General features: G+C 71.6%; 15 protein-coding genes. 7 read left to right on the forward strand and 8 right to left on the reverse strand.

Annotated elements, in window-relative coordinates; all coding sequences use genetic code 11:
• Positions 1-136 precede the first annotated feature (136 nt).
• Entirely contained in the window at positions 137-1,414 is a 1,278-nt protein-coding gene (gene serS, locus CR470_RS00280; RefSeq protein WP_097865544.1) for a serine--tRNA ligase, read from the forward strand.
• The gene (locus CR470_RS00285; protein ID WP_097865545.1) at positions 1,411-2,226 is read left to right on the forward strand and encodes an HAD family hydrolase; all 816 of its coding nucleotides are present in this window, start codon (positions 1,411-1,413) and stop codon (positions 2,224-2,226) included. The genes serS and CR470_RS00285 overlap by 4 nt, the downstream gene beginning before the upstream one ends.
• A 63-nt stretch (positions 2,227-2,289) precedes the next feature.
• Here CR470_RS00285 and CR470_RS00290 read toward each other — a convergent pair whose 3' ends face one another.
• From CR470_RS00290 to CR470_RS00310, 5 genes are all read right to left on the reverse strand, one after another.
• On the reverse strand, positions 2,290-2,985 hold the full coding sequence (locus tag CR470_RS00290; RefSeq protein WP_097865546.1) for a hypothetical protein: 696 nt from the start codon (positions 2,983-2,985) through the stop codon (positions 2,290-2,292).
• Between the two features lie 306 nt (positions 2,986-3,291).
• Entirely contained in the window at positions 3,292-4,011 is a 720-nt protein-coding gene (locus CR470_RS00295) for an ABC transporter permease (RefSeq protein WP_097865547.1), read from the reverse strand.
• A 30-nt stretch (positions 4,012-4,041) separates the two neighbouring features.
• Complete coding sequence (locus tag CR470_RS00300; RefSeq protein ID WP_097865548.1) at positions 4,042-4,953, reverse strand: ABC transporter ATP-binding protein; 912 nt, start codon at positions 4,951-4,953, stop codon at positions 4,042-4,044.
• Entirely contained in the window at positions 4,950-5,858 is a 909-nt protein-coding gene (locus CR470_RS00305) for an ABC transporter permease (RefSeq protein ID WP_097865549.1), read from the reverse strand. The genes CR470_RS00300 and CR470_RS00305 overlap by 4 nt, the downstream gene beginning before the upstream one ends.
• Positions 5,848-6,843, reverse strand: coding sequence for an ABC transporter ATP-binding protein (locus tag CR470_RS00310; protein ID WP_097865550.1), 996 nt, complete (start codon positions 6,841-6,843; stop codon positions 5,848-5,850). The genes CR470_RS00305 and CR470_RS00310 overlap by 11 nt, the downstream gene beginning before the upstream one ends.
• Positions 6,844-7,211: 368 nt before the next feature.
• Here CR470_RS00310 and CR470_RS00315 point away from each other — a divergent pair, with 368 nt between their 5' ends.
• From CR470_RS00315 to CR470_RS00330, 4 genes are all read left to right on the forward strand, one after another.
• Positions 7,212-8,072 carry a M24 family metallopeptidase gene (locus CR470_RS00315; RefSeq protein ID WP_097865551.1) on the forward strand — a complete coding sequence of 287 codons (861 nt, stop codon included), beginning with the start codon at positions 7,212-7,214 and terminating at the stop codon, positions 8,070-8,072.
• On the forward strand, positions 8,069-9,841 hold the full coding sequence (locus CR470_RS00320) for an SDR family oxidoreductase (protein ID WP_097865552.1): 1,773 nt from the start codon (positions 8,069-8,071) through the stop codon (positions 9,839-9,841). The genes CR470_RS00315 and CR470_RS00320 overlap by 4 nt, the downstream gene beginning before the upstream one ends.
• The gene (locus CR470_RS00325; RefSeq protein WP_097865553.1) at positions 9,838-10,782 is read left to right on the forward strand and encodes a MerR family transcriptional regulator; all 945 of its coding nucleotides are present in this window, start codon (positions 9,838-9,840) and stop codon (positions 10,780-10,782) included. Before CR470_RS00320 ends, CR470_RS00325 begins: the two co-directional genes overlap by 4 nt.
• A 206-nt stretch (positions 10,783-10,988) precedes the next feature.
• Positions 10,989-11,543: an RNA 2'-phosphotransferase gene (locus CR470_RS00330; RefSeq protein WP_097865554.1), complete on the forward strand. Its 555-nt coding sequence runs from the start codon at positions 10,989-10,991 to the stop codon at positions 11,541-11,543.
• 44 nt (positions 11,544-11,587) lie between these two features.
• Here the strand turns inward: CR470_RS00330 and CR470_RS00335 are convergent, their stop codons facing one another.
• Complete coding sequence (locus CR470_RS00335; RefSeq protein WP_097865555.1) at positions 11,588-12,490, reverse strand: LLM class flavin-dependent oxidoreductase; 903 nt, start codon at positions 12,488-12,490, stop codon at positions 11,588-11,590.
• A 148-nt stretch (positions 12,491-12,638) separates the two neighbouring features.
• On the opposite strand from CR470_RS00335, the gene CR470_RS00340 reads away from it, so the two are divergent.
• Entirely contained in the window at positions 12,639-13,496 is an 858-nt protein-coding gene (locus CR470_RS00340; RefSeq protein ID WP_097865556.1) for a Cof-type HAD-IIB family hydrolase, read from the forward strand.
• An 84-nt stretch (positions 13,497-13,580) separates the two neighbouring features.
• On the opposite strand, the gene CR470_RS00345 is transcribed toward CR470_RS00340, so the two are convergent.
• Together CR470_RS00345 and cydD are read right to left on the reverse strand one after the other, a co-directional pair.
• Positions 13,581-15,287: a sensor histidine kinase gene (locus tag CR470_RS00345; protein ID WP_097865557.1), complete on the reverse strand. Its 1,707-nt coding sequence runs from the start codon at positions 15,285-15,287 to the stop codon at positions 13,581-13,583.
• A 99-nt stretch (positions 15,288-15,386) separates the two neighbouring features.
• Complete coding sequence (gene cydD / locus CR470_RS00350) at positions 15,387-18,923, reverse strand: thiol reductant ABC exporter subunit CydD (protein WP_097865558.1); 3,537 nt, start codon at positions 18,921-18,923, stop codon at positions 15,387-15,389.
• Positions 18,924-18,952 lie beyond the last annotated feature (29 nt).

An 18,952-nucleotide genomic window follows, 5' to 3' on the forward strand; every position in this document is an offset into this window, starting at 1 on the left:
GGCGTCGGCATCAACGTCGACTTCCACGCCGCCAGAGATTCCTCCTCAGAAATATCAATTCCGGCAATTCGGTCAAAGTGACACGCTCGGCAATATCGGTTCGAGTGCGAGAACCGCGCACCGGTAGCCTGGAGGGGTGATTGACCTTCGCCTGCTCCGTGAGGACCCCGACCGTGTTCGCGCCTCCCAGCGCGCCCGTGGAGAGGACGTCGACCTCGTCGACGCCCTGCTCTCCGCCGACGAGCTGCGCAGGTCGTCCGGCGTCCGCTTCGACGAACTCCGTGCTGAACAGAAGTCCCTCGGCAAGCTGATCCCCAAGGCCACCCCCGAGGAGCGCACCGAGCTCCTCAAGAAGGCCGAACAGCTCAAGGCCGGCGTCAGGGCGGCCGACGCCGCCCAGGACGAGGCCGACGCGGACGCCAAGCGGCTCCTGCTCCAGCTCGGCAACATCGTCCACGAGGACGTGCCGGTCGGCGGCGAGGAGGACTTCGTCGTCCTGGAGACCCACGGCACCATCCGGGACTTCGGCGCCGAGGGCTTCGAACCCAAGGACCACCTGGAGATCGGCGAGGCGCTCGGCGCCATCGACATGGAGCGCGGGGCCAAGGTCTCCGGCTCGCGGTTCTACTACCTCACGGGCATCGGCGCGCTCCTGGAGCTCGCCCTCGTCAACGCGGCGATCGCCCAGGCCACCGAGGCCGGCTTCATCCCGATGCTCACCCCGGCGCTGGTCCGCCCCCGCGCCATGGAGGGCACCGGCTTCCTCGGCCAGGCCTCGGAGAACGTGTACCACCTGGAGAAGGACGACTACTACCTGGTCGGCACCTCCGAGGTCCCCCTCGCCGCGTACCACATGGACGAGATCATCGACGCCGACAAGCTGCCCCTGCGGTACGCCGGGTTCTCCCCGTGCTTCCGCCGCGAGGCCGGCACGTACGGCAAGGACACCCGCGGCATCTTCCGCGTCCACCAGTTCGACAAGGTCGAGATGTTCTCGTACGTCGACCCGGCGGACGCCGAGGCCGAGCACCGCAGGCTCCTCGACTGGGAGAAGCAGTGGCTCTCCGCCCTCGAACTGCCCTTCCAGGTGATCGACGTCGCCACCGGTGACCTCGGCTCCTCCGCCTCGCGGAAGTTCGACTGCGAGGCGTGGATCCCGACCCAGGGCAAGTACCGCGAGCTCACCTCCGCGTCGAACTGCGACGGCTTCCAGGCCCGCCGCCTGTCCGTCCGGATGCGCGAGGGCAAGAAGGTCCAGCCGCTGGCCACGCTGAACGGCACGCTCTGCGCCGTACCGCGCACGATCGTGGCGATCCTGGAGAACCACCAGCTTCCCGACGGTTCGGTCCGGGTGCCCGAGATGCTCCGCCCGTACCTGGGCGGGCGCGAGGTCCTGGAACCGGTCGCCAAGTGACCTTCCCCTACAAGCTCGTCGCGACCGACCTCGACGGCACCCTGCTGCGCGGGGACGACACGGTCTCCGAGCGCACCCGCGAGGCTCTGGCCGCCGCCACGGCGGCCGGCGCCGCGCACATCATCGTCACCGGACGTGCGGTCCCCTGGACCCGGCACATCCTGGACGACCTCGGTTACGAGGGGCTCGCGGTCTGCGGTCAGGGCGCGCAGGTCTACCACGCGGGCGAGCACAAGCTGCTGACCTCGCTGACCCTGGACCGGCAGCTCGCCGGTCTCGCGCTGTCCAAGATCGAGGCGGAGGTCGGCCCGCTGCACCTGGCGGCCAGCCGCGACGGACTCGACGGCGAGGTGCTGGTGGGCCCCGGCTACCGGGTGCAGGAGGGGCCGCTCCCGTACCTCTTCGTGGACGACGCCACCGAGATGTGGACCGCCCCCCTCAACAAGGTCTACATACAGCACCCGGAGCTGGACGACGACGCGCTGGCCTTCGCCGCGCGGGCGGCGGTCGGCAGCCTGGTCGACGTGGTCATGGCCGGGGCCGGCGTGGTCGAGATCCTGCCGCTGGGCCTGAGCAAGGCGACCGGCCTCTCGCTGGCCGCCCGCCGGCTCGGCGTGAAGGCGGCCGACACGATCGCCTTCGGCGACATGCCGAACGACATCCCCATGTTCGGCTGGGCCCACCACGGCGTGGCCATGGCCAACGCCCACGACGACCTCAAGGCCGTCGCCCACGAGATCACGGCGTCCAACGAGGACGACGGCATCGCGGTGGTGCTGGAGGAACTGCTCCGCTCGGCGCCCGTGCAGTAGGACGCCCACCTGGCAGCGCGACAGCGGCCCGGCACCGTTTCCCACGGTCCCGGGCCGCCGGTCTCAGCGCTGCCCGCTACGGCGGCGCAGATCCTTCAGCTGCCGGGCGAAGGAGTCCAGCCGTCCGTCCAGGCGCACGACGTCCTGCCGCACATCCGTCAGCCGCAGGCTCATCGCCCCGACCACCTGGTGCGTCATCTCCACCTTGCGGTCCAGACTGTCGAGCCGCTCCGACATCCGCACCAGCACCGGCCCCAGCTCCTGCAGCGCACTGCCGACTCCGGTGAGGCAGCTCTCGATGCGCGTGACGCGCCGGTCGAGGGAGGCGTACTGCGTGCGCAGCGACTCCTCGGCGTCGAGGAGGTACGCACGCACGCATCGGGCGATGTCGCTGTCGCGAAGAAGCATGGCGATGTTGAGGACGGTGCGGCGGGTGTGGAGCCGCAGCTGCGTGGCCGCCTGTGGATAACTTTCCACCCCGTCACGGTCCCATAGCGACATCATGTCGCTATGGAAGGATCGCAGGTCAGAGCCGCGCAGCACGCGCATCCCGTTCTCGGTGAACTCCTCCTGATGCCGGTCGGTCAGCCTCCTGACCGCCCTTGTGGATACTTCGAAGTAACGAGCCACATCATCTGTGCGAACGTGAATTCCGTCCGGGAGCATGACCAGGCTCTTCACCTTGTCGAGGACGTCGACGCGCCCCATCTGCTCCCCGCGCAACGCGCGCGATTCGAGCAGGGCGACTTCCGTGGGCATGGGTGTGCCTTTCGTACGAGGGAATGACGAGGGCGGCCCACACCCCGGGCTTCAGGGGTGGAGGACGCTCACGGTTGCCACTCACTCGATGACCGGTCCGGTGGGCTGAGCCACACCCGGTGCCGGCATTCCCCTATTTCACGATCGCTACGACGTCACGGATTCCAGTTGCCTCCACGCGCCCTGTTCAACGACCTGATAAACACAACGACACGCATGGTTCGTCCGGTCGTACGACAGACGGCTCCCGCCCTGTCCCGGGCGGGAGCCGTCGTGCGCGTGGACCTCAGTCCCGGGCCGGGGCCCTCACTCCTCACCCGCGAGCTTCAGCGCCCGCAGCTTCTGGCCCGCGTACCAGGTGGCGGCGACCGTGACCGCGACCAGCAGGACCGTGGCGAGCGGCAGGCCGACGTCCGAGGTCACCGCACCGTCGCCCGCGACCTTCTGGGCGACCGCCAGGGACCACTGCTGGACGCTGAGCGTCCGCGCACCGGGCACCAGACTGCCGAACAGGGCCTCCCAGACCAGCGCGTAGACCAGGCCGAGGACGACCGCGTGCCGGCTGACCGTGCCGAGCAGCAGGAACAGGGCGCTGTACGCGATCGAGGCGACCAGCGCCGCGATCGTGTAGGCGACGGCGACCTGCTGCCCGTTGCCGTTGAGGATCAGGCCCGCGAGAAGCGTCGGCAAGGCCGAGAACACCATGGTCACCGCGATGGCCACGATCAGCTTGGTGAAGATGATCGTGGGCCGTTTCACCGGCTTGGCGAGCAGATAGACGATCGAACCGTCGTCGATCTCGGGGCCGATCGCGCCGGTGCCCGCGATCACGCCGATCAGCGGCACCATCGTGGCGATGGCGAAACCGCCGAGGACGTCCGAGGCGACCTGGTCATCGGTTCCGGCGAACATGCGCACGGCCGCGGCGATCAGCAACAGCAGTGCGGGCAGGACGAACAGGATGGCGGCCCGGCGCCGGCCGAGCAGGGCCCGGTAGGTGAGCCGGGCGACTGTGGGGTCGTACATGACGGTGCACAGCTCCTTTCAGGCCACTACTCAGGCCGCTACGAGGTAGGAAAAGACCGATTCGAGGGACTCGTCGGACGGCGAGACGGTGAGCAGCCTGATGCCCTGCTCGCGGGCCACCCTCGGCAGCAGTTCGGTGAACCGCCCGAAGTCGACGGCCTGGATGCGCAGCGCCTTCTCGGTCACGTCGATCTCGATGCCCGCCGTGGACGGATCGGCGATGAGCGCGGCCGCGAGGGCCCGGTCGTCGCTGGAGCGCACGAGGTAGCGGTGCGGCCGGTCCGTCATCAGCCGGCGGATCTTCCGGAAGTCACCGGACGCGGCGTGACGGCCCGCCACGATCACCTCGATGTGCGAGGCCAACTGTTCGACCTCTTCGAGGATGTGGGAGGAGAACAGGACCGTGCGCCCCTCGTCCCCCATCCGCCGCAGCAGTTCCATCAGCTGCATCCGCTGGCGCGGGTCCATCCCGTTGAACGGCTCGTCCAGGAGCAGCACCGAGGGCTCGTGGACCAGTGCGGACGCCATCTTCACCCGCTGGCGCATGCCCTTGCTGTACGTGGAGATCTTGCGGTCCTGCGCGTACTCCATCTGGACCGTGGCGAGCGCCTTCTGCGCCTCGGCGCCTCCCAAACCCTGGAGTTCGGCGTTGGCGACGACGAACTCCTTGCCGGTGAGGAAGTCGTACATCCCCTCCCGCTCCGGGACGATGCCGATCTCCTTGTAGACGGCCTCGTTGCGCCAGATCGGCCGGCCGTCGAGCGTGACCTTCCCGGTCGAAGGGGCGAGGAATCCGCCCATCATGTTGATGAGGGTGGACTTTCCGGCGCCGTTCGGGCCGAGGAGTCCGGTGACGCCGGGCTCCACGGTCATGGAGACGTCGTTGACGGCGACCACGTTGCCGAACCAGCGCGAGGTGTGGTCGATCTCGATGGTGGTCACAGCCCGACCCTCCGGTAGCGGCGCATCAGGACGGCGTACGAGCCGGCGACGAGCGCGAGAACAACGATCAGGTAGACCACACCGGCCCCGGCCCCCGGGCCTTCCCCTCCGGGGAAGGCGGAGGTCGCGCCGAGGAACGCGGTCTGCACGCCGTCGATCAGCGTGATCGGCGAGAACAGGCCGAGCCACTGCACGGACCCTTCCGAACCGGTCTCCCAGGCGATGGCCTGGACCGTGGAGACGGCGCCGTAGGTGATGGTCAGGAGGGCGATCACCGCGGCGACGCCGAAGCCGCGCCGCGGGGTCAGGGCGGCCATCACGAGGCCGAGACCGGCGAACAGCACGGACAGCAGCGCCACCGACACCAGTCCCTGGCCGAACCATAGGGTCTGATCGGCGAAGTCGAACTTCGCGAGCAGAGAACCCACATAGAGGATGAGCAGCGGCACGCCCGTGAGGATGAAGAGCGCGGTGGCGGTGGCGGCGAACTTCGCCATCACGTAGTCGGCGCGTTCGATCGGCCGCGAGAAGTACAGGGGGACGCTCTTGAAACGGAGGTCCCTGGATACCGCCTGCGGTGCCTGGGCGGCGATGAACAAGCCGATGACGGCCTGGAGGTAGAGCGCGTACGAGGTGTACTCGACCACCAGCTTGCTGGTGTCCGGGGCGACCATGGAGACCGCCACCAGGATCGCCGCGACCAGCGCCATGACGCCGAACAGCAGCATGGGCAGCACCTTGGACTTGGCGGAGCGGCCCAGTCCGAAGGAGCCCCGCAGCGTCTGCGAGAACAGGGAGCGGCGGGCGTAGGCCCGGCCGAGCCGGGGTCCGTCGTAGGAGCGGTAGCCGATGTTGTGGATCCGGGAGGCGTCGCGCCCGGCCGCGGTCCCGGTCTCAGTGCTCATCGCGACCGCTTCCCTTCTGCTGTACGGCCCCGGCGGCGGCCGGGACGGCGGTGCTGCGCGCCCCGCCCTGTTCGGTACGGAAGACCTCGGCGATGTGGTGGCGGCGCTGTTCCATGCGGACCAGGCCGAGTCCGAGCCCGGCGACGCTGTCGCGGACCAGGTCGTACGTGTCCTCGTCGGCCGCCTCGATCAGCAGGATGTGGCCCGCGCCCGGCAGCCCCTCCGTGTCGATCCCGTCGTGGCCGATGAGGGTGACCCCCGCGTCGGTGAGGACCTTGCGCAGCGCGCCGGTGCCGTCGGGGTGGGTGTCGCTGTCGGTCACCTCGACCGCGAGGGTCGCGGTGGTCTGGGTGAAGTCGCTGGTGGAGCTGGAGCGCAGAAGGGTTCCGCCGTCGATGACGACGACGTGGTCGCAGGTGCGTTCCAGCTCGCCCAGCAGGTGCGAGGTCACCAGCACGGAGATACCGAAGTCGGTGTGGATCCGGCGGATCAGGCCGAGCATCTCGTCGCGGCCGACCGGGTCCAGGCCGTTGGTCGGCTCGTCGAGGAGTACCAGCTGGGGGTCGTGGACGAGGGCCTGGGCCAGCTTCACCCGCTGCTTCATGCCGGTCGAGTAGCCGCCGATGGGGCGGTAGCGCTCCTCGTAGAGGCCGACGTGGCGCAGGGTGTCGGCCGTGCGCTCGCGGGCCGCCGTCGGCGGCAGACCCGACATGCGGGCCATGTGCACGACGAACTCGGTCGCCGAGACGTCGGGCGGCAGGCAGTCGTGCTCGGGCATGTACCCCACCCGCTCCCGGATGGCGGCGCCGCTGGTCGCGACATCGAGCCCGAGCACTGCGGCCCGGCCTTCGGTGGCGGGGGAGAGACCCAGCAGGATCTTGATCAGTGTGGACTTGCCGGCTCCGTTGGAACCCACCAGACCGGTCACACCCGGTCCGATGTCCAACGTGAGCCGGTCAAGCGCGGTCACCCGGGGGAACCGCATGCTCAGGGCTTCGGTAGCGATTACGGCTGTCACGGGAATGACGTTAGTGGCGCGGGCCACAGAGGTCGTCAGCCCTGACGGCTGGATCCGCGTCAGACTCCAGGCGTACGCGCCCGTAGGGGACCCCGCGAAGGACGAGGCCGGATCTCCGGGACGGGCGGCGCGACCGGGGTTCACCAGGGCCGGGGCCCGGGTTCCCACGGGCGGAGCCCCGGTTCCCTCGGGCCGGGCCGGCGTTTTCCACAGGGCGGGCGCCTGCGGTTGTCCACAGGACGTGCGGCCCCCTTGACGCAACCGCTGGACATTGTCACATTCATCAGTGTCACGTTACGGGCACGTACCGCACACGGCAGGGAACGGACGGTGGCATGACCGGCATGATCTCGGCAGTGCAGCACGAAATCGCCCCGGAGCTGCGGGGGTTCAGGGAAGTCCAGCGCATGGCCTACGCCTGCGCGGAGGCGGTCGCCGGTCAGTTGCGATCGGGGGTGACCGAGCGCGAGGCCGCCCGGATGCAGCGCGCGTGGCTGCGCGAGCGCGGCGTGCGCGACTGGTTCCACCTCCCGTTCGCGTGGTTCGGGGACCGCACGGCGTTCGCCGGGTTCAAGGTGCCGCTGCAGTTTTTCCCGACCGACCGGAAGCTGGAGCCGGGGATGCCGTTCATCCTCGACATGGCCCCGGTGTACAAGGGCTTCACCGCCGATGTCGGGTATGCGGGGTGCCTCGGCCTCAATCCACTGCACGACAAGCTGATGGCCGATCTGGAGCCCCACCGCGAGCTGATCCTGCGGGAGGTGCGCGAGCGCCGTTCGCTGCGTGAGATATACGAGGACGTCGAACGCCTCATGCTGGCGCAGGGATACGCGAACAGACACCGGGCCTATCCATTCGGCGTGATCGCCCACAAGGTCGACCGCGTCGCCGAACGCCGTTGGTCGCCGCAGGTGTTCGGATTCGGCGCCCAATCCCTCAAGGGGTTGGTGAGCGACGCCCTGCACGGGCACCGGGACGGGTGGTCGCCGCTGTGGAGCCCCTATCGCTTCTCCGACCACCCGCCGCGGCCGGGCCTGTGGGCGGTCGAACCTCACCTCGGATTCCGGGGTACGGGCGCGAAGTTCGAGGAGATCCTGGTCGTCACCGACTCCAAGGACCCCGAGCAGAGCGCATTCTGGCTGGACGACGATCTGCCGCACGTGCGGCGCTGGGCCGAGGAGAGGGTGGCGGCGTGAATCTGTCACAAGCGCGTGAGCGACGCGTGGTCACGGGAGGCGTCGAGCTGTGCGTCGCCGAACTGGGCGACGCGGGCCGGCCGACCGTGGTGCTGGTCCACGGCTATCCGGACAGCAAGGAGGTCTGGTCGGACGTCGCCGTCCGGCTGGCCGAGCGCTGGCACGTGGTGCTGTACGACGTGCGGGGGCACGGCAGGTCCACCGCCCCGAAACCCCTCCGCGGCGGCTTCACCCTGGAGAAGCTGACCGACGACTTCCTGGCCGTGATCGACACCGTCAGCCCGGACCGGCCGGTGCACGTGGTCGGTCACGACTGGGGGTCCGTCCAGGCCTGGGAGTTCGTCACGGTCGGCCGGACCGAGGGCAGGATCGCCTCCTTCACCTCGATGTCCGGGCCGTCCCTGGACCACTTCGGGCACTGGATCAAGCGCCGGATGACCCGCCCCACCCCGCGCCGGGTCGGCCAGCTGCTCGGCCAGGGCGCGAAGTCCTGGTACGTGTACATGCTCCACACGCCGGTCCTGCCGGAGCTCGCCTGGCGCGGCCCGCTCGGGAAGCGGTGGCCCCGGATCCTGGAGCGGATGGAGAAGGTGCCCGCGGGCGACTACCCCACCGCGTCCCTCCCCGACGACGCGGCGCACGGGGCGTGGCTCTACCGCGACAACGTCCGCGCCCGGCTGAGCCGGCCCCGCGCGGACGCCTTTGCCCACGCACCTGTCCAGCTGATCACGCCGACCTGGGACTCCTTCCTCTCCGAGCGGCTCTACGACGGGCTGGAGGACTGGGTCCCCACGCTGGTGCGCCGCTCGCTTCCGGCCAAGCACTGGGTGCCCCGCACCCGGCCGGACCAGCTGGCCTCCTGGGTCGACGAGTTCGTCACCACGAACGAATCCGCCGGGCGGGAGGGCGCGCCCGTGCAGCAAGCGGTGACGCAGGGCCCCTACGCGCAGCGGTTCGGCGGTCAGCTGGTCCTGGTGACGGGCGCGGCCTCCGGGATCGGGCGGGCCACGGCGTTCGCGTTCGCCGAAGCGGGCGCCCGGGTCGTGGCCGTGGACCGGGACGCGGAGGGGGCCGCCCGGACCGCGGAGATGGCGCGGCTGATCGGGGCGCCGGCGGCCTGGGGCGAGGCGGTCGACGTCAGCGACGAGGCCGCGATGGAGAAGCTCGCCGTCCGGGTCGCCGCCGAATACGGCATCGTCGACGTCCTGGTCAACAACGCCGGGATCGGGCTGGCCGGCTCCTTCATGGAGACCACGAGCGAGGAGTGGAAGAAGGTCCTCGACGTCAATCTGTGGGGAGTCATCCACGGCTGCCGGATCTTCGGCAAGCAGATGGCGGACCGGGGCCAGGGCGGCCACATCGTCAACACGGCGTCGGCTGCCGCCTTCAAGCCCTCCCGGGCACTGCCCGCCTACAGCACGTCGAAGGCGGCCGTGCTGATGCTCAGCGAATGCCTGCGGGCCGAGCTGGCGGAGAAGTCGATCGGGGTGAGCGCGATATGCCCCGGCATCGTCAACACCGGCATCACCGCCACCACGCGTTTCGCGGGGGCCGACGCGGCGGAGGAGGAGCGGCTGCGGAAGCGGACGAGCCGTCTCTACGGCCGGCGCAACTACCCGCCTACGAGGGTAGCCGACGCGATCCTGCGGGCGGTCGTGCGCAACCAGGCGGTGGTGCCGGTGACCCCGGAGGCGCGCGGCGCGCGGCTGCTGTCCCGGCTGAGCCCCGGGGCCCTGCGCTCCGTCGCCCGGCTGAAGCCTCCGCTGTGACCGGGGGCGCACCGGCCGCCGAGTACCGGATCGAGGACCTGGCGCACGCCAGCGGGGCCACGGTGCGCACGATCCGCGCGTATCAGGACCGGGGGCTGCTCCCGACGCCCGAGCGGCGCGGGCGGGCGAATGTGTACCGGGAGGCCCATCTGACCCGGCTGCGGCAGATCGCGGACCTGCTTGACCGGGGTTACACCCTGGCCAGCATCAAGGAGTTGCTGGAGGCGTGGGACGCGGGACGGGGGCTCGGCGGGGTGCTCGGTCTGGTCGCGGAGGTGCACGGCCCGTGGACGGACGAGGAGGCCGACCGGATCAGCCGCCGGGAGCTGGACGCGCGGTTCGGCGGCCGGCAGGACGACGAGGCCATCGCCGAGGCGGTGGAACTCGGCGTGCTGGAGCGCGTGCCCGGCCGGGACGACGAATTCCTCGTACCCAGCCCGCAGGAGCTGGCCGTGGCGGTCGAGTTGTACGGTGCCGGGGTCCCGCTGTCCGCGATCTCGGGCCACCTGAGGGAACTTCGCGGTCAGGTGGAGCACATCGCCTCCCGCTTCCTGGAGTTCACCACCGAGCACGTCTTCGCCCGCTATCTCGGCCACCGGCCGCCCAGCGACTCCGACGCGGCCGAGGCGGCGTCCCTCGTGCGGCGTCTGCGGCCGCTCGCCCAGCAGACGGTGGACGCCGAACTGGCACGCGCCATGCGGACGTTCGCGACCCGCCATCTGCATCACCACCTCGGCACGGAGGAAGCGGCGATCAGCGAGGACGCGATCCGCCCCGTGCTGCTTCCGGCCCGGACAACACAGGCCGTTCAGGCGCTGGTTGGCGCGGAGCGTGTGGCGGCCTTCGTGGCAGCGGCCACGGAACGGGAAGTACAGGCCCGCACGTTGGATGATCTCACAGCAACACACATCAAAGAGAGCAAAATTGATGAAAGCCCCTAAATCTCAAGAGGGTTGTCCACAGAACCGTCAAATTGCTTGTGGATAACCTGAGTTCGCTGTGGATCAAACCTGACGAAGGAAAAAGGCCGAAGAACTGCGGAAGAACGAGAACCCGACGAACCGACGAACCGAAGAGGCTACGAGGCGACGAGGCGACGAGCCGAAATGCGGATGCACGGCAAAGCCCGCCCGGGCACGCTGACGCCATGGACGAACGTCGCACCGTCAAGGTGTCCAAGTACCTCTCGACCCATCTGCGGCATCAGCCGGAACGCATCGGCCTCACCCTCGACGAGAACGGCTGGGTGGCGGTCGAGGAGCTGCTGCGCGCTGCGGCTCGGCACGGATTCGGCTTCTCCCGCGCCGAGCTCGACCACGTCGTCGCCGCCAACGACAAGCGGCGCTTCACCGTCGAGAGCGGCGTCGAGGGCGACCGCATCCGCGCCAATCAGGGCCACACCGTCGCGGTCGACCTGGACCTGCCGCCGGCCGAACCGCCCGCGTACCTCTACCACGGCACGGTCGCCCGGGTGATGGACGCGATCCGGACCGAGGGCCTGCGCCCCATGGCCCGCCACCACGTCCACCTGTCCCCCGACCGGGAGACGGCCACCCGGGTCGGCGCCCGCCGCGGCCGCCCCCTCGTCCTCACCGTGGACGCGGGCGCGATGCACCGCGCCGGCCATGTCTTCCGGGTCAGCGCCAACGGGGTCTGGCTGGCCGACGCCGTACCTCCGCGGTTCCTGCGACTGCGCGGCTGAGAGAGGCACGCGGCTGAGAGACCCCCGGGCCCCCCGCCCCCGCGCTACATCAGCTGCGCGGGCGCCTCGGTCGCGATGCGCTCGAAGACCTTCGGGTCCGTGGCGAAGTCCGAGTCCGGGATCGGGGCGTGGACGACGATCTCGGTGAAGCCCAGCGCCGCGTGGCGGCCCGCGAAGTCGACGAACGCGTCCACGGACTCCAGCGGGCCGTTGCGGTCCGGTGTGAAGCCGGTGAGCAGGACCCGGCCCAGCTCGGAGGCGTCCCGGCCGATCTCCGCGCAGGCCGCCGTGAGCCTCTCGTTCTGCACCCGCAGCGCGGCCCGTGACTCCTCCGGGGTGCCGTTCTCGTACAGCTGGGGGTCGCCGGTGGTGACCCAGGCCTGCCCGTGGCGGGCGGCGAGCCTCAGCCCTCGCGGCCCGGTCGCGGCGACCGCGAAGGGCAGCCGGGGGCGCTGGACGCAGCCGGGGATGTTGCGGGCCTCCTCCGCGGTGTAGTGCTTCCCGCGCTCGGTCACCGCGTCCTCGGTGAGCAGCCGGTCCAGGAGCGGGACGAACTCGGCGAAGCGATCGGCGCGTTCGCGCGGGGTCCAGGCGTCCTGACCCAGGGCGGTGGCGTCGAAGCCGCTGCCCCCGGCGCCGATGCCGAGGGTGATCCGGCCGCCCGAGATGTCGTCCAGGGAGATCAGCTCCTTGGCCAGCGTGACCGGGTGGCGGAAGTTCGGCGAGGTCACGAGGGTGCCCAGCCGCAGGCGTTCGGTGGCCGTCGCCGCGGCGGTGAGCGTGGGCAGCGCCCCGAACCACGGGCCGTCCCGGAAGGTCCGCCAGGACAGGTGGTCGTAGGTGTAGGCGGTGTGGAAGCCCAGTTCCTCCGCGCGCTGCCAGCGGTCGCGACCGCCCTCCAGCCAGCGGTGGACGGGAAGGATCACGGTGCTCAGGCGGAGGCTCATGCCCCTGAGCCTACGACCGTGCGCACGCGTGACGGCCACCTGATGGCTTTGGCATATGCCAGAGGAACCTTCCGCAGATCAGGGTCCTGCCCACTCAGATGTGCGCCCCTCCGCACGCCCGTGCACCCTTGTGGGCGAGAATGGCCCGGTGACCTCAGTGACCGATACGCCTCTTCCCGCCGTGACCCGGCTGATCGCGACCGACCTCGACGGCACCCTGCTGCGCGACGACAAGACGCTGTCCGCGCGCACGGTCGCGGCCCTCTCGGCCGCCGAGGAGGCCGGGATCGAGGTCTTCTTCGTCACCGGCAGGCCGGCCCGCTGGATGGACGTCGTGCGGGACCACGTCCAGAGCCACGGTACGGCGATCTGCGCCAACGGCGCCGTGGTCACCGACCTGCGGACGGACGGCGACCTGCTCTCCGTACGGCCGCTGGAGCGCGCGGCCGCCCTGCACGTCGTGCGCGCCCTGCGCGAGGCGGCCCCCGGCACCTCCTTCGCCGTCGAGATGACCACCGGCATCAACTACGAACCGGCCTACCCGCCCTTCCACCTGGACCCGGGAGCCACGGTGGCGGTCGCCGAGAAGCTGCTGCACGAGGACGCCGCCGGAGCCGGCGCGCCCGTGCTCAAACTGCTGGCCCACCACACCGAGCTGGCGCCCGACGCCTTTCTCACGCTGGCCCGTACCGCGGCCGGCGACCGGGCCGCCTTCACCCGCTCCAGCCCCTCCGCGCTCCTGGAGGTCAGCGGACTCGGCGTCTCCAAGGCCACCACGCTCGCCGCCTGTTGTGCCGAGCGCGGCATCTCGCCCGCCGAGGTGGTCGCCTTCGGCGACATGCCCAACGACATCGAGATGCTCAGCTGGGCCGGTGCCTCCTTCGCGATGGGCAACGCCCACCCGGACGCGCTGGCCGCCGCCTCGGGCCGGACCGCGACCAACGAGGAGGACGGGGTGGCCCTCGTCATCGAGCGGATCCTCGCCGCCCGCACAGAGACCCGCTGAAACCTTTCGTCACACCAGCACACCGGATCGTGGGCCCGGCGTGGCCCGCCCCGCCCGTCCGGCGGGGTCCCCGTCGGGCCGCCCTCACAGCGGCGCCTCCCACACCACCGTCGTACCGCCGCCGCCCTCCCCGATCCCCGGTTCGATCCGGCTCGAACCGCCCAGGGACTCGGCCCGGCGGGCCAGGTTGCGCAGTCCGCTGCGGCGGCCACCCTCCGGGATGCCCACCCCGTCGTCGGCGACCGAGAGCCGCACCGCTCCCCGCCCGTCCGGCAGGGCCACCGTCGCGTCGACGACCACATCGATCAGCGACGCCCCCGCGTGCCGGAACGCGTTGGAGAGGGCCTCGCGCAGCGCGGCGACCAGGTTCTTGCCGGTCAGCTCGCCGACGAGCGAGTCCACCGGGCCCAGGAAGCGGTGCGAGGGCTTGAAGCCGAGCGGGACGGCCGCCATGTTGATCTCCCGCAGCACGCGGGTGCGCAGCCCCGAGGGGACCTCGGCCGGTTCCTGCTGGAGGGCGAAGATGGCCGTACGGATCTCCTGGATCGTCACGTCCAGCTCGTCGACAGCCCGTCCGACCCCGGTTCGCACCTCGGGCACCACCGATCCGCGCTGGGCGCTCTCCAGCATCATCCCGGTGGCGAACAGCCGCTGGATGACCAGGTCGTGGAGGTCACGGGCGATCCGGTCGCGGTCCTCGTACACCGCGAGACGCTCCCGGTCCCGCTGCGCCTCGGCCATCATCAGCGCGAGCGCCGCCTGGGAGGCGAACTGCGTGGCGAGCGTCCGCTCGGTCTCCGTGAACGGGCGTGCGCCCCGCGAACGGGGGGTGGCCAGCGCACCGAGCACCCGGCCGCCGCTGTGGAGCGGCAGCATCATGCTGGGGCCGAACCGGCCGGCCAGCCTGGTGATCATCCGGCTGTCGGTGGCCGAGTCGTCGATGAACACCGCCTCGCCCGCCAGGAGCTTCGCCACCACCGTGCTCCGGGGCGGGATGATCACGCCGAGCGAGGACGCGGGGTCGTCGGACGATACGGCGACGATCTCCAGACCGCCCTCCTCGGCGGGCAGCAGCACGATCCCGGCGGCGGAGTCGGCGAGCCGGCGGGCGTGTTCGGCGACCACGGACAGCGCCTCGTCGGCGTCCCCACCCGACAGGAGCGCCGTGGTGACCGCGACCGAACCGTCGATCCAGTGCTCCCGCTGCCGCGCCGCCTCGTACAGCCGGGCGTTGCCGATGGCGATCCCGGCCTCCGTGGCGAGCACCCGGACCATGTGGAGGTCGTAGTCGCTGAACTCCGCGCCGTGTTGCTTCTCGGTGAGGTAGAGGTTGCCGAAGATCTCCCCCTGGACCCGGATGGGCACCCCCAGGAAGGTCCGCATCCGGGGGTGCTCCGGCGGGAAGCCCGCGGACCGCGGATCGGTGGACAGGTCGGCCAGACGGACCGGGGCGGGGTCGTGGATGAGCGCGCCGAGCAGACCCCGGTGACCGTCGGGGCGCCGCCCGATCGCCTCGGCCACCTCCCGCGGGACGCCGTACGTGACGAAGTCCGACAGGCCCTCACCCAGCTCGTCGACGACGCCGATGGCCGCGTACCGGGCGTGGGCGAGCTCGGCCGCCGTCTCACAGATCCGGTCCAGGGTGGAGTGCAGTTCCAGCCCGGCGCCGACGGAACGCATCGCCTCCAGGAGTTGCGGCACCCGCGCGGTCAGCTCGGTGGACAGACCCTGGAGGCTGCGGGTGGCCCGGGTGGCGGCGTCGAGGGAGTCCTGCGGGTCGGGCTCTGCCATGACCTGAGCCTAGTTAGTGCCGATAGGGGGCGAAAGTCGAGAATGTGCTCGACGGCGAAGGGGCGCCGCCGTCCGGGGGCCGGGTTGGTGCCGTCGCCGCTATCGGGCTCCCGCCCCGACCGCCTCCCGTTCGCGCTCCAGCATGCGTCGCAGCGGCCCGTCCTCGGCGGCGAGTTCGGCGTACGGCCCGCGCTGTACGACCCGGCCCTCGTCCAGCACCAGTACCTCGTCGACCGTGTCGAGGCCGGTCAGCCGGTGGGTGATCAGTACCGTCGCACGGCCCCGGGTCGCGTCCAGCAGGTCCGCGGTGAGGGCGTCGGCGGTCGGCAGGTCGAGGTGTTCGGCCGGCTCGTCCAGAACGAGTACCGGGAAGTCCGCGAGCAGCGCGCGGGCCAGGGCGAGGCGCTGGCGCTGACCGCCGGAGAGCCGCGCGCCGTGCTCGCCCACCGGGGTGTCGAGCTCCTCCGGCAGGGCCAGCACCCAGTCCAGGAGCCGGGCCCGGGAGAGCGCGTCGCGCAGTTCGGCGTCGGTCGCACCGGGGCGGGCCAGGCGCAGGTTCTCGCGGATCGTGCTGTCGAAGACGTGCGCGTCCTGGGCGCACAGCCCGACCGAGCGCCGGACCGTCTCCGATTCCAGCGCGGACGCCTCGACGCCGCCCAGCCGGTACGTCCCCGACGAGGCGTCCAGGAAGCGCAGCAGGACCTGTGCGAGCGTCGTCTTGCCCGAGCCGGAGGGGCCCACGACCGCGATGCGCCGCCCTCGCGTCAGCGTCAGGTCGAGCGAGGCGAGCGCGTCGTGCCGGGCCCCCGGGTAGCGGGCGCTCAGCCCCCGTACCTCCAGCGGGAACGGGGACGTGGACTCCTCGGCGGGGGCCTCGGGCTCCCGTACGGGCACGGGGGCGTCCAGCACCTCGAACACCCGCTCGGCGCTCCGGGCGACGCGCTGCCGGTACTGCACGGCGAGCGGCAGCCCGGTGACGGCCTCGAAGGCGGCGAGCGGGGTCAGCACCACCACGGCGAGCGCGACACCGGACAGCCGGCCGTCCTGCACGGCGGGGACGGCGACGGTCGCGGCGGCCACCACGGTGAGGCCGCAGACCAGGGCGGACAGCCCGCCGCCCAGTGCCGTCGCGGCGGCGGCGCGCGAGGCGATCCGGGTCAGCAGCGTGTCGGCCGCGCGCAGCCGTGTCTGCCGGGCGGGCAGCGCGCCCGCGACGGTCAGTTCGGCGGTGCCACCGAGGAGGTCGGTGACCCGGGTGGCCAGAGCGGCGCGGGCGGGAGCGAGCTGACGTTCCGTACGGCGGGCGCAGGCGCCGCTGACGAGCGGGACGCCGACCCCGGCGATCAGCAGTCCGACAGCCAGGACGGCGCCCGCCTCCGGGAGCAGCCAGCCGGTGAACCCGGCGGCCGCGGTCCCCACCACGACGGCGGTGCCGGCGGGCAGCAGCCAGCGCAGCCAGTAGTCCTGGAGCGCGTCCACGTCGGCGACGAGCCGGGACAGCAGGTCTCCGCGGCGCCTGGTGCGCAGGCCCCCGGGGGCGATGCGTTCGAGACCCCGGTAGACGGCGACGCGCAGTCCGGCGAGGAGCTTCAGGACGGCGTCGTGCGAGACGAGCCGCTCGGCGTAGCGGAAGACCGCCCGGCCGATCCCGAAGGCGCGGGTCGCGGTGACCGCCATCATCAAGTACATGACCGGCGGCTCTTCGGAGGCGCGGGAGATCAGCCAGCCGGAGACCGCCATGAGTCCCACGGCCGACCCGACCGCCAGGCTGCCGAGCAGCAGGGCCAGGGTCAGTCGTCCGCGCTGCGCCCCGGCGGACTCGCGGACCCGCGCGAGCACCCGTCCGGAACGGGCACCGGTCCTCCCCGGACCGCCGTCGGCCGCGCGCAGTTCCTCCGCCCGGCGGGCATCCAGGAGTTCGCCCCCGGCGAGCGGCTGCGGGACGGCCGGTCCGGCAGCACCCGGGCTCTGGGGCGCCGCCGCGGGCCCCGTGGAAACGCCGGTACGCGGCTCCAGCGTCACCACGCGGTCGGCGACCGCCAGCAGGGCCGGGCGGTGGACGACCAGCAGCACGGTCCGCCCGGCGGCCAGCCTCCGTACGGCGTCGACGATGCCCGCCTCGCTCTCGCCGTCCAGGCTCGCGGTCGGCTCGTCCAGCAGCAGGAGCGGCCGGTCGGCGAGGAACGCCCGGGCGAGGGCGAGTCGCTGGCGCTGGCCCGCGGAGAGTCCGGCGCCGTCCTCGCCCAGCAACGTCCGCATCCCGTCGGGCAGTGCCGCGACGAAGTCGTACGCGCCCGCCTCCCGCAGCGCCGCGAGGACCGCCTCGTCGTCGGCGTCGGGCCGGGCGAGGCGTACGTTCTCGGCGATCGTGCCCGCGAAGAGGTGGGGGCGCTGGGGGACCCAGGCGATGCGGCCGCGCCAGCGTTCGAGGTCCAGGTCCGCGAGGTCCCGGCCTCCGACCCGGACGTGCCCCTCGTCGGGTACGGCAAACCCGAGGAGCACGTTCAGCAGGGTGGACTTGCCGACCCCGCTCGGGCCGACCAGGGCGACGGTCTCCCCCGGCTCCACGGTGAGCGACGCGGCGTCCACCGGGGGTTCGGTGCGGCCCTCGTGGCGCACGGTCACGCCCGCCAGTTCCAGGCGCAGCGTGTCCGGGACATCCTCGGCGCCCGAGGCCCGGGGTTCGGTCTCCAGGACCGCGAAGATCTCCTCGGCCGCCGAGAGGCCCTCGGCCGCCGCGTGATACTGCGCTCCGACCTGGCGGATCGGCAGATAGGCCTCCGGAGCCAGGATCAGGACCACCAGACCGGTGTAGAGGTCGAGTTCGCCGTGGACGAGGCGCATGCCGATCGTGACGGCGACGAGGGCCACCGAGAGGGTCGCCAGCAGCTCCAGCGCGAACGAGGACAGAAAAGCGATCCGCAGGGTGCGCAGGGTGGCCCGGCGGTAGTCGGAGGTGATCGTGCGGATCGATTCGGCCTGGGCCTTGGCCCGTCCGAAGACCTTCAGGGTCGGCAGCCCGGCGACGACGTCCAGGAAGTGCCCGGAGAGCCGGGACAGCAACTGCCACTGACGGTCCATCCGGGACTGGGTGGCCCAGCCGATCAGGATCATGAAGAGCGGGATGAGCGGCAGCGTGACGACGATGATCGCCGCCGACACCCAGTCCTCGGTGACGATCCGGGCGAGCACCGCCACGGGCACCACGACCGCGAGCCCGAGCTGCGGGAGATAGCGGGCGAAGTAGTCGTCGAGCGCGTCGATGCCCCGGGTCGCCAGAGCGACGAGCGAACCGGTGCGCTGCCCGCTCAGCCAGTCGGGGCCCAGCCGGGCGGCCCGCTCCAGGAGGCGGCCGCGCAGTTCGGACTTGACGGCCGCGCTGGCACGATGGGCCGCCAGCTCGGTGAGCCAGGCGACGAGGGCCCGCCCGAGAGCGACCGCGGCGAGCAGCAGAAGGGGGGTGCGCAGCGCGGTGACCGTGAGTCCGCCCTCGAAACCGCCCACCACGATCTCGGCGATGAGCATCGCCTGGGCGATCACCAGGAGGGCGCCGACCAGGCCGAGGGCCACCACGGCCGCCAGGAAGAGGCGGGTGGCCCGTGCGTGGTGGAGCAGACGCGGATCGATCGGTTTCACGTGAAACATCCCCCCGGCGGGGTCGGTGA

Origin of the sequence: Streptomyces sp. rh34 (genome assembly GCF_002551245.1) — a bacterium.
GTDB lineage: Bacteria > Actinomycetota > Actinomycetes > Streptomycetales > Streptomycetaceae > Streptomyces.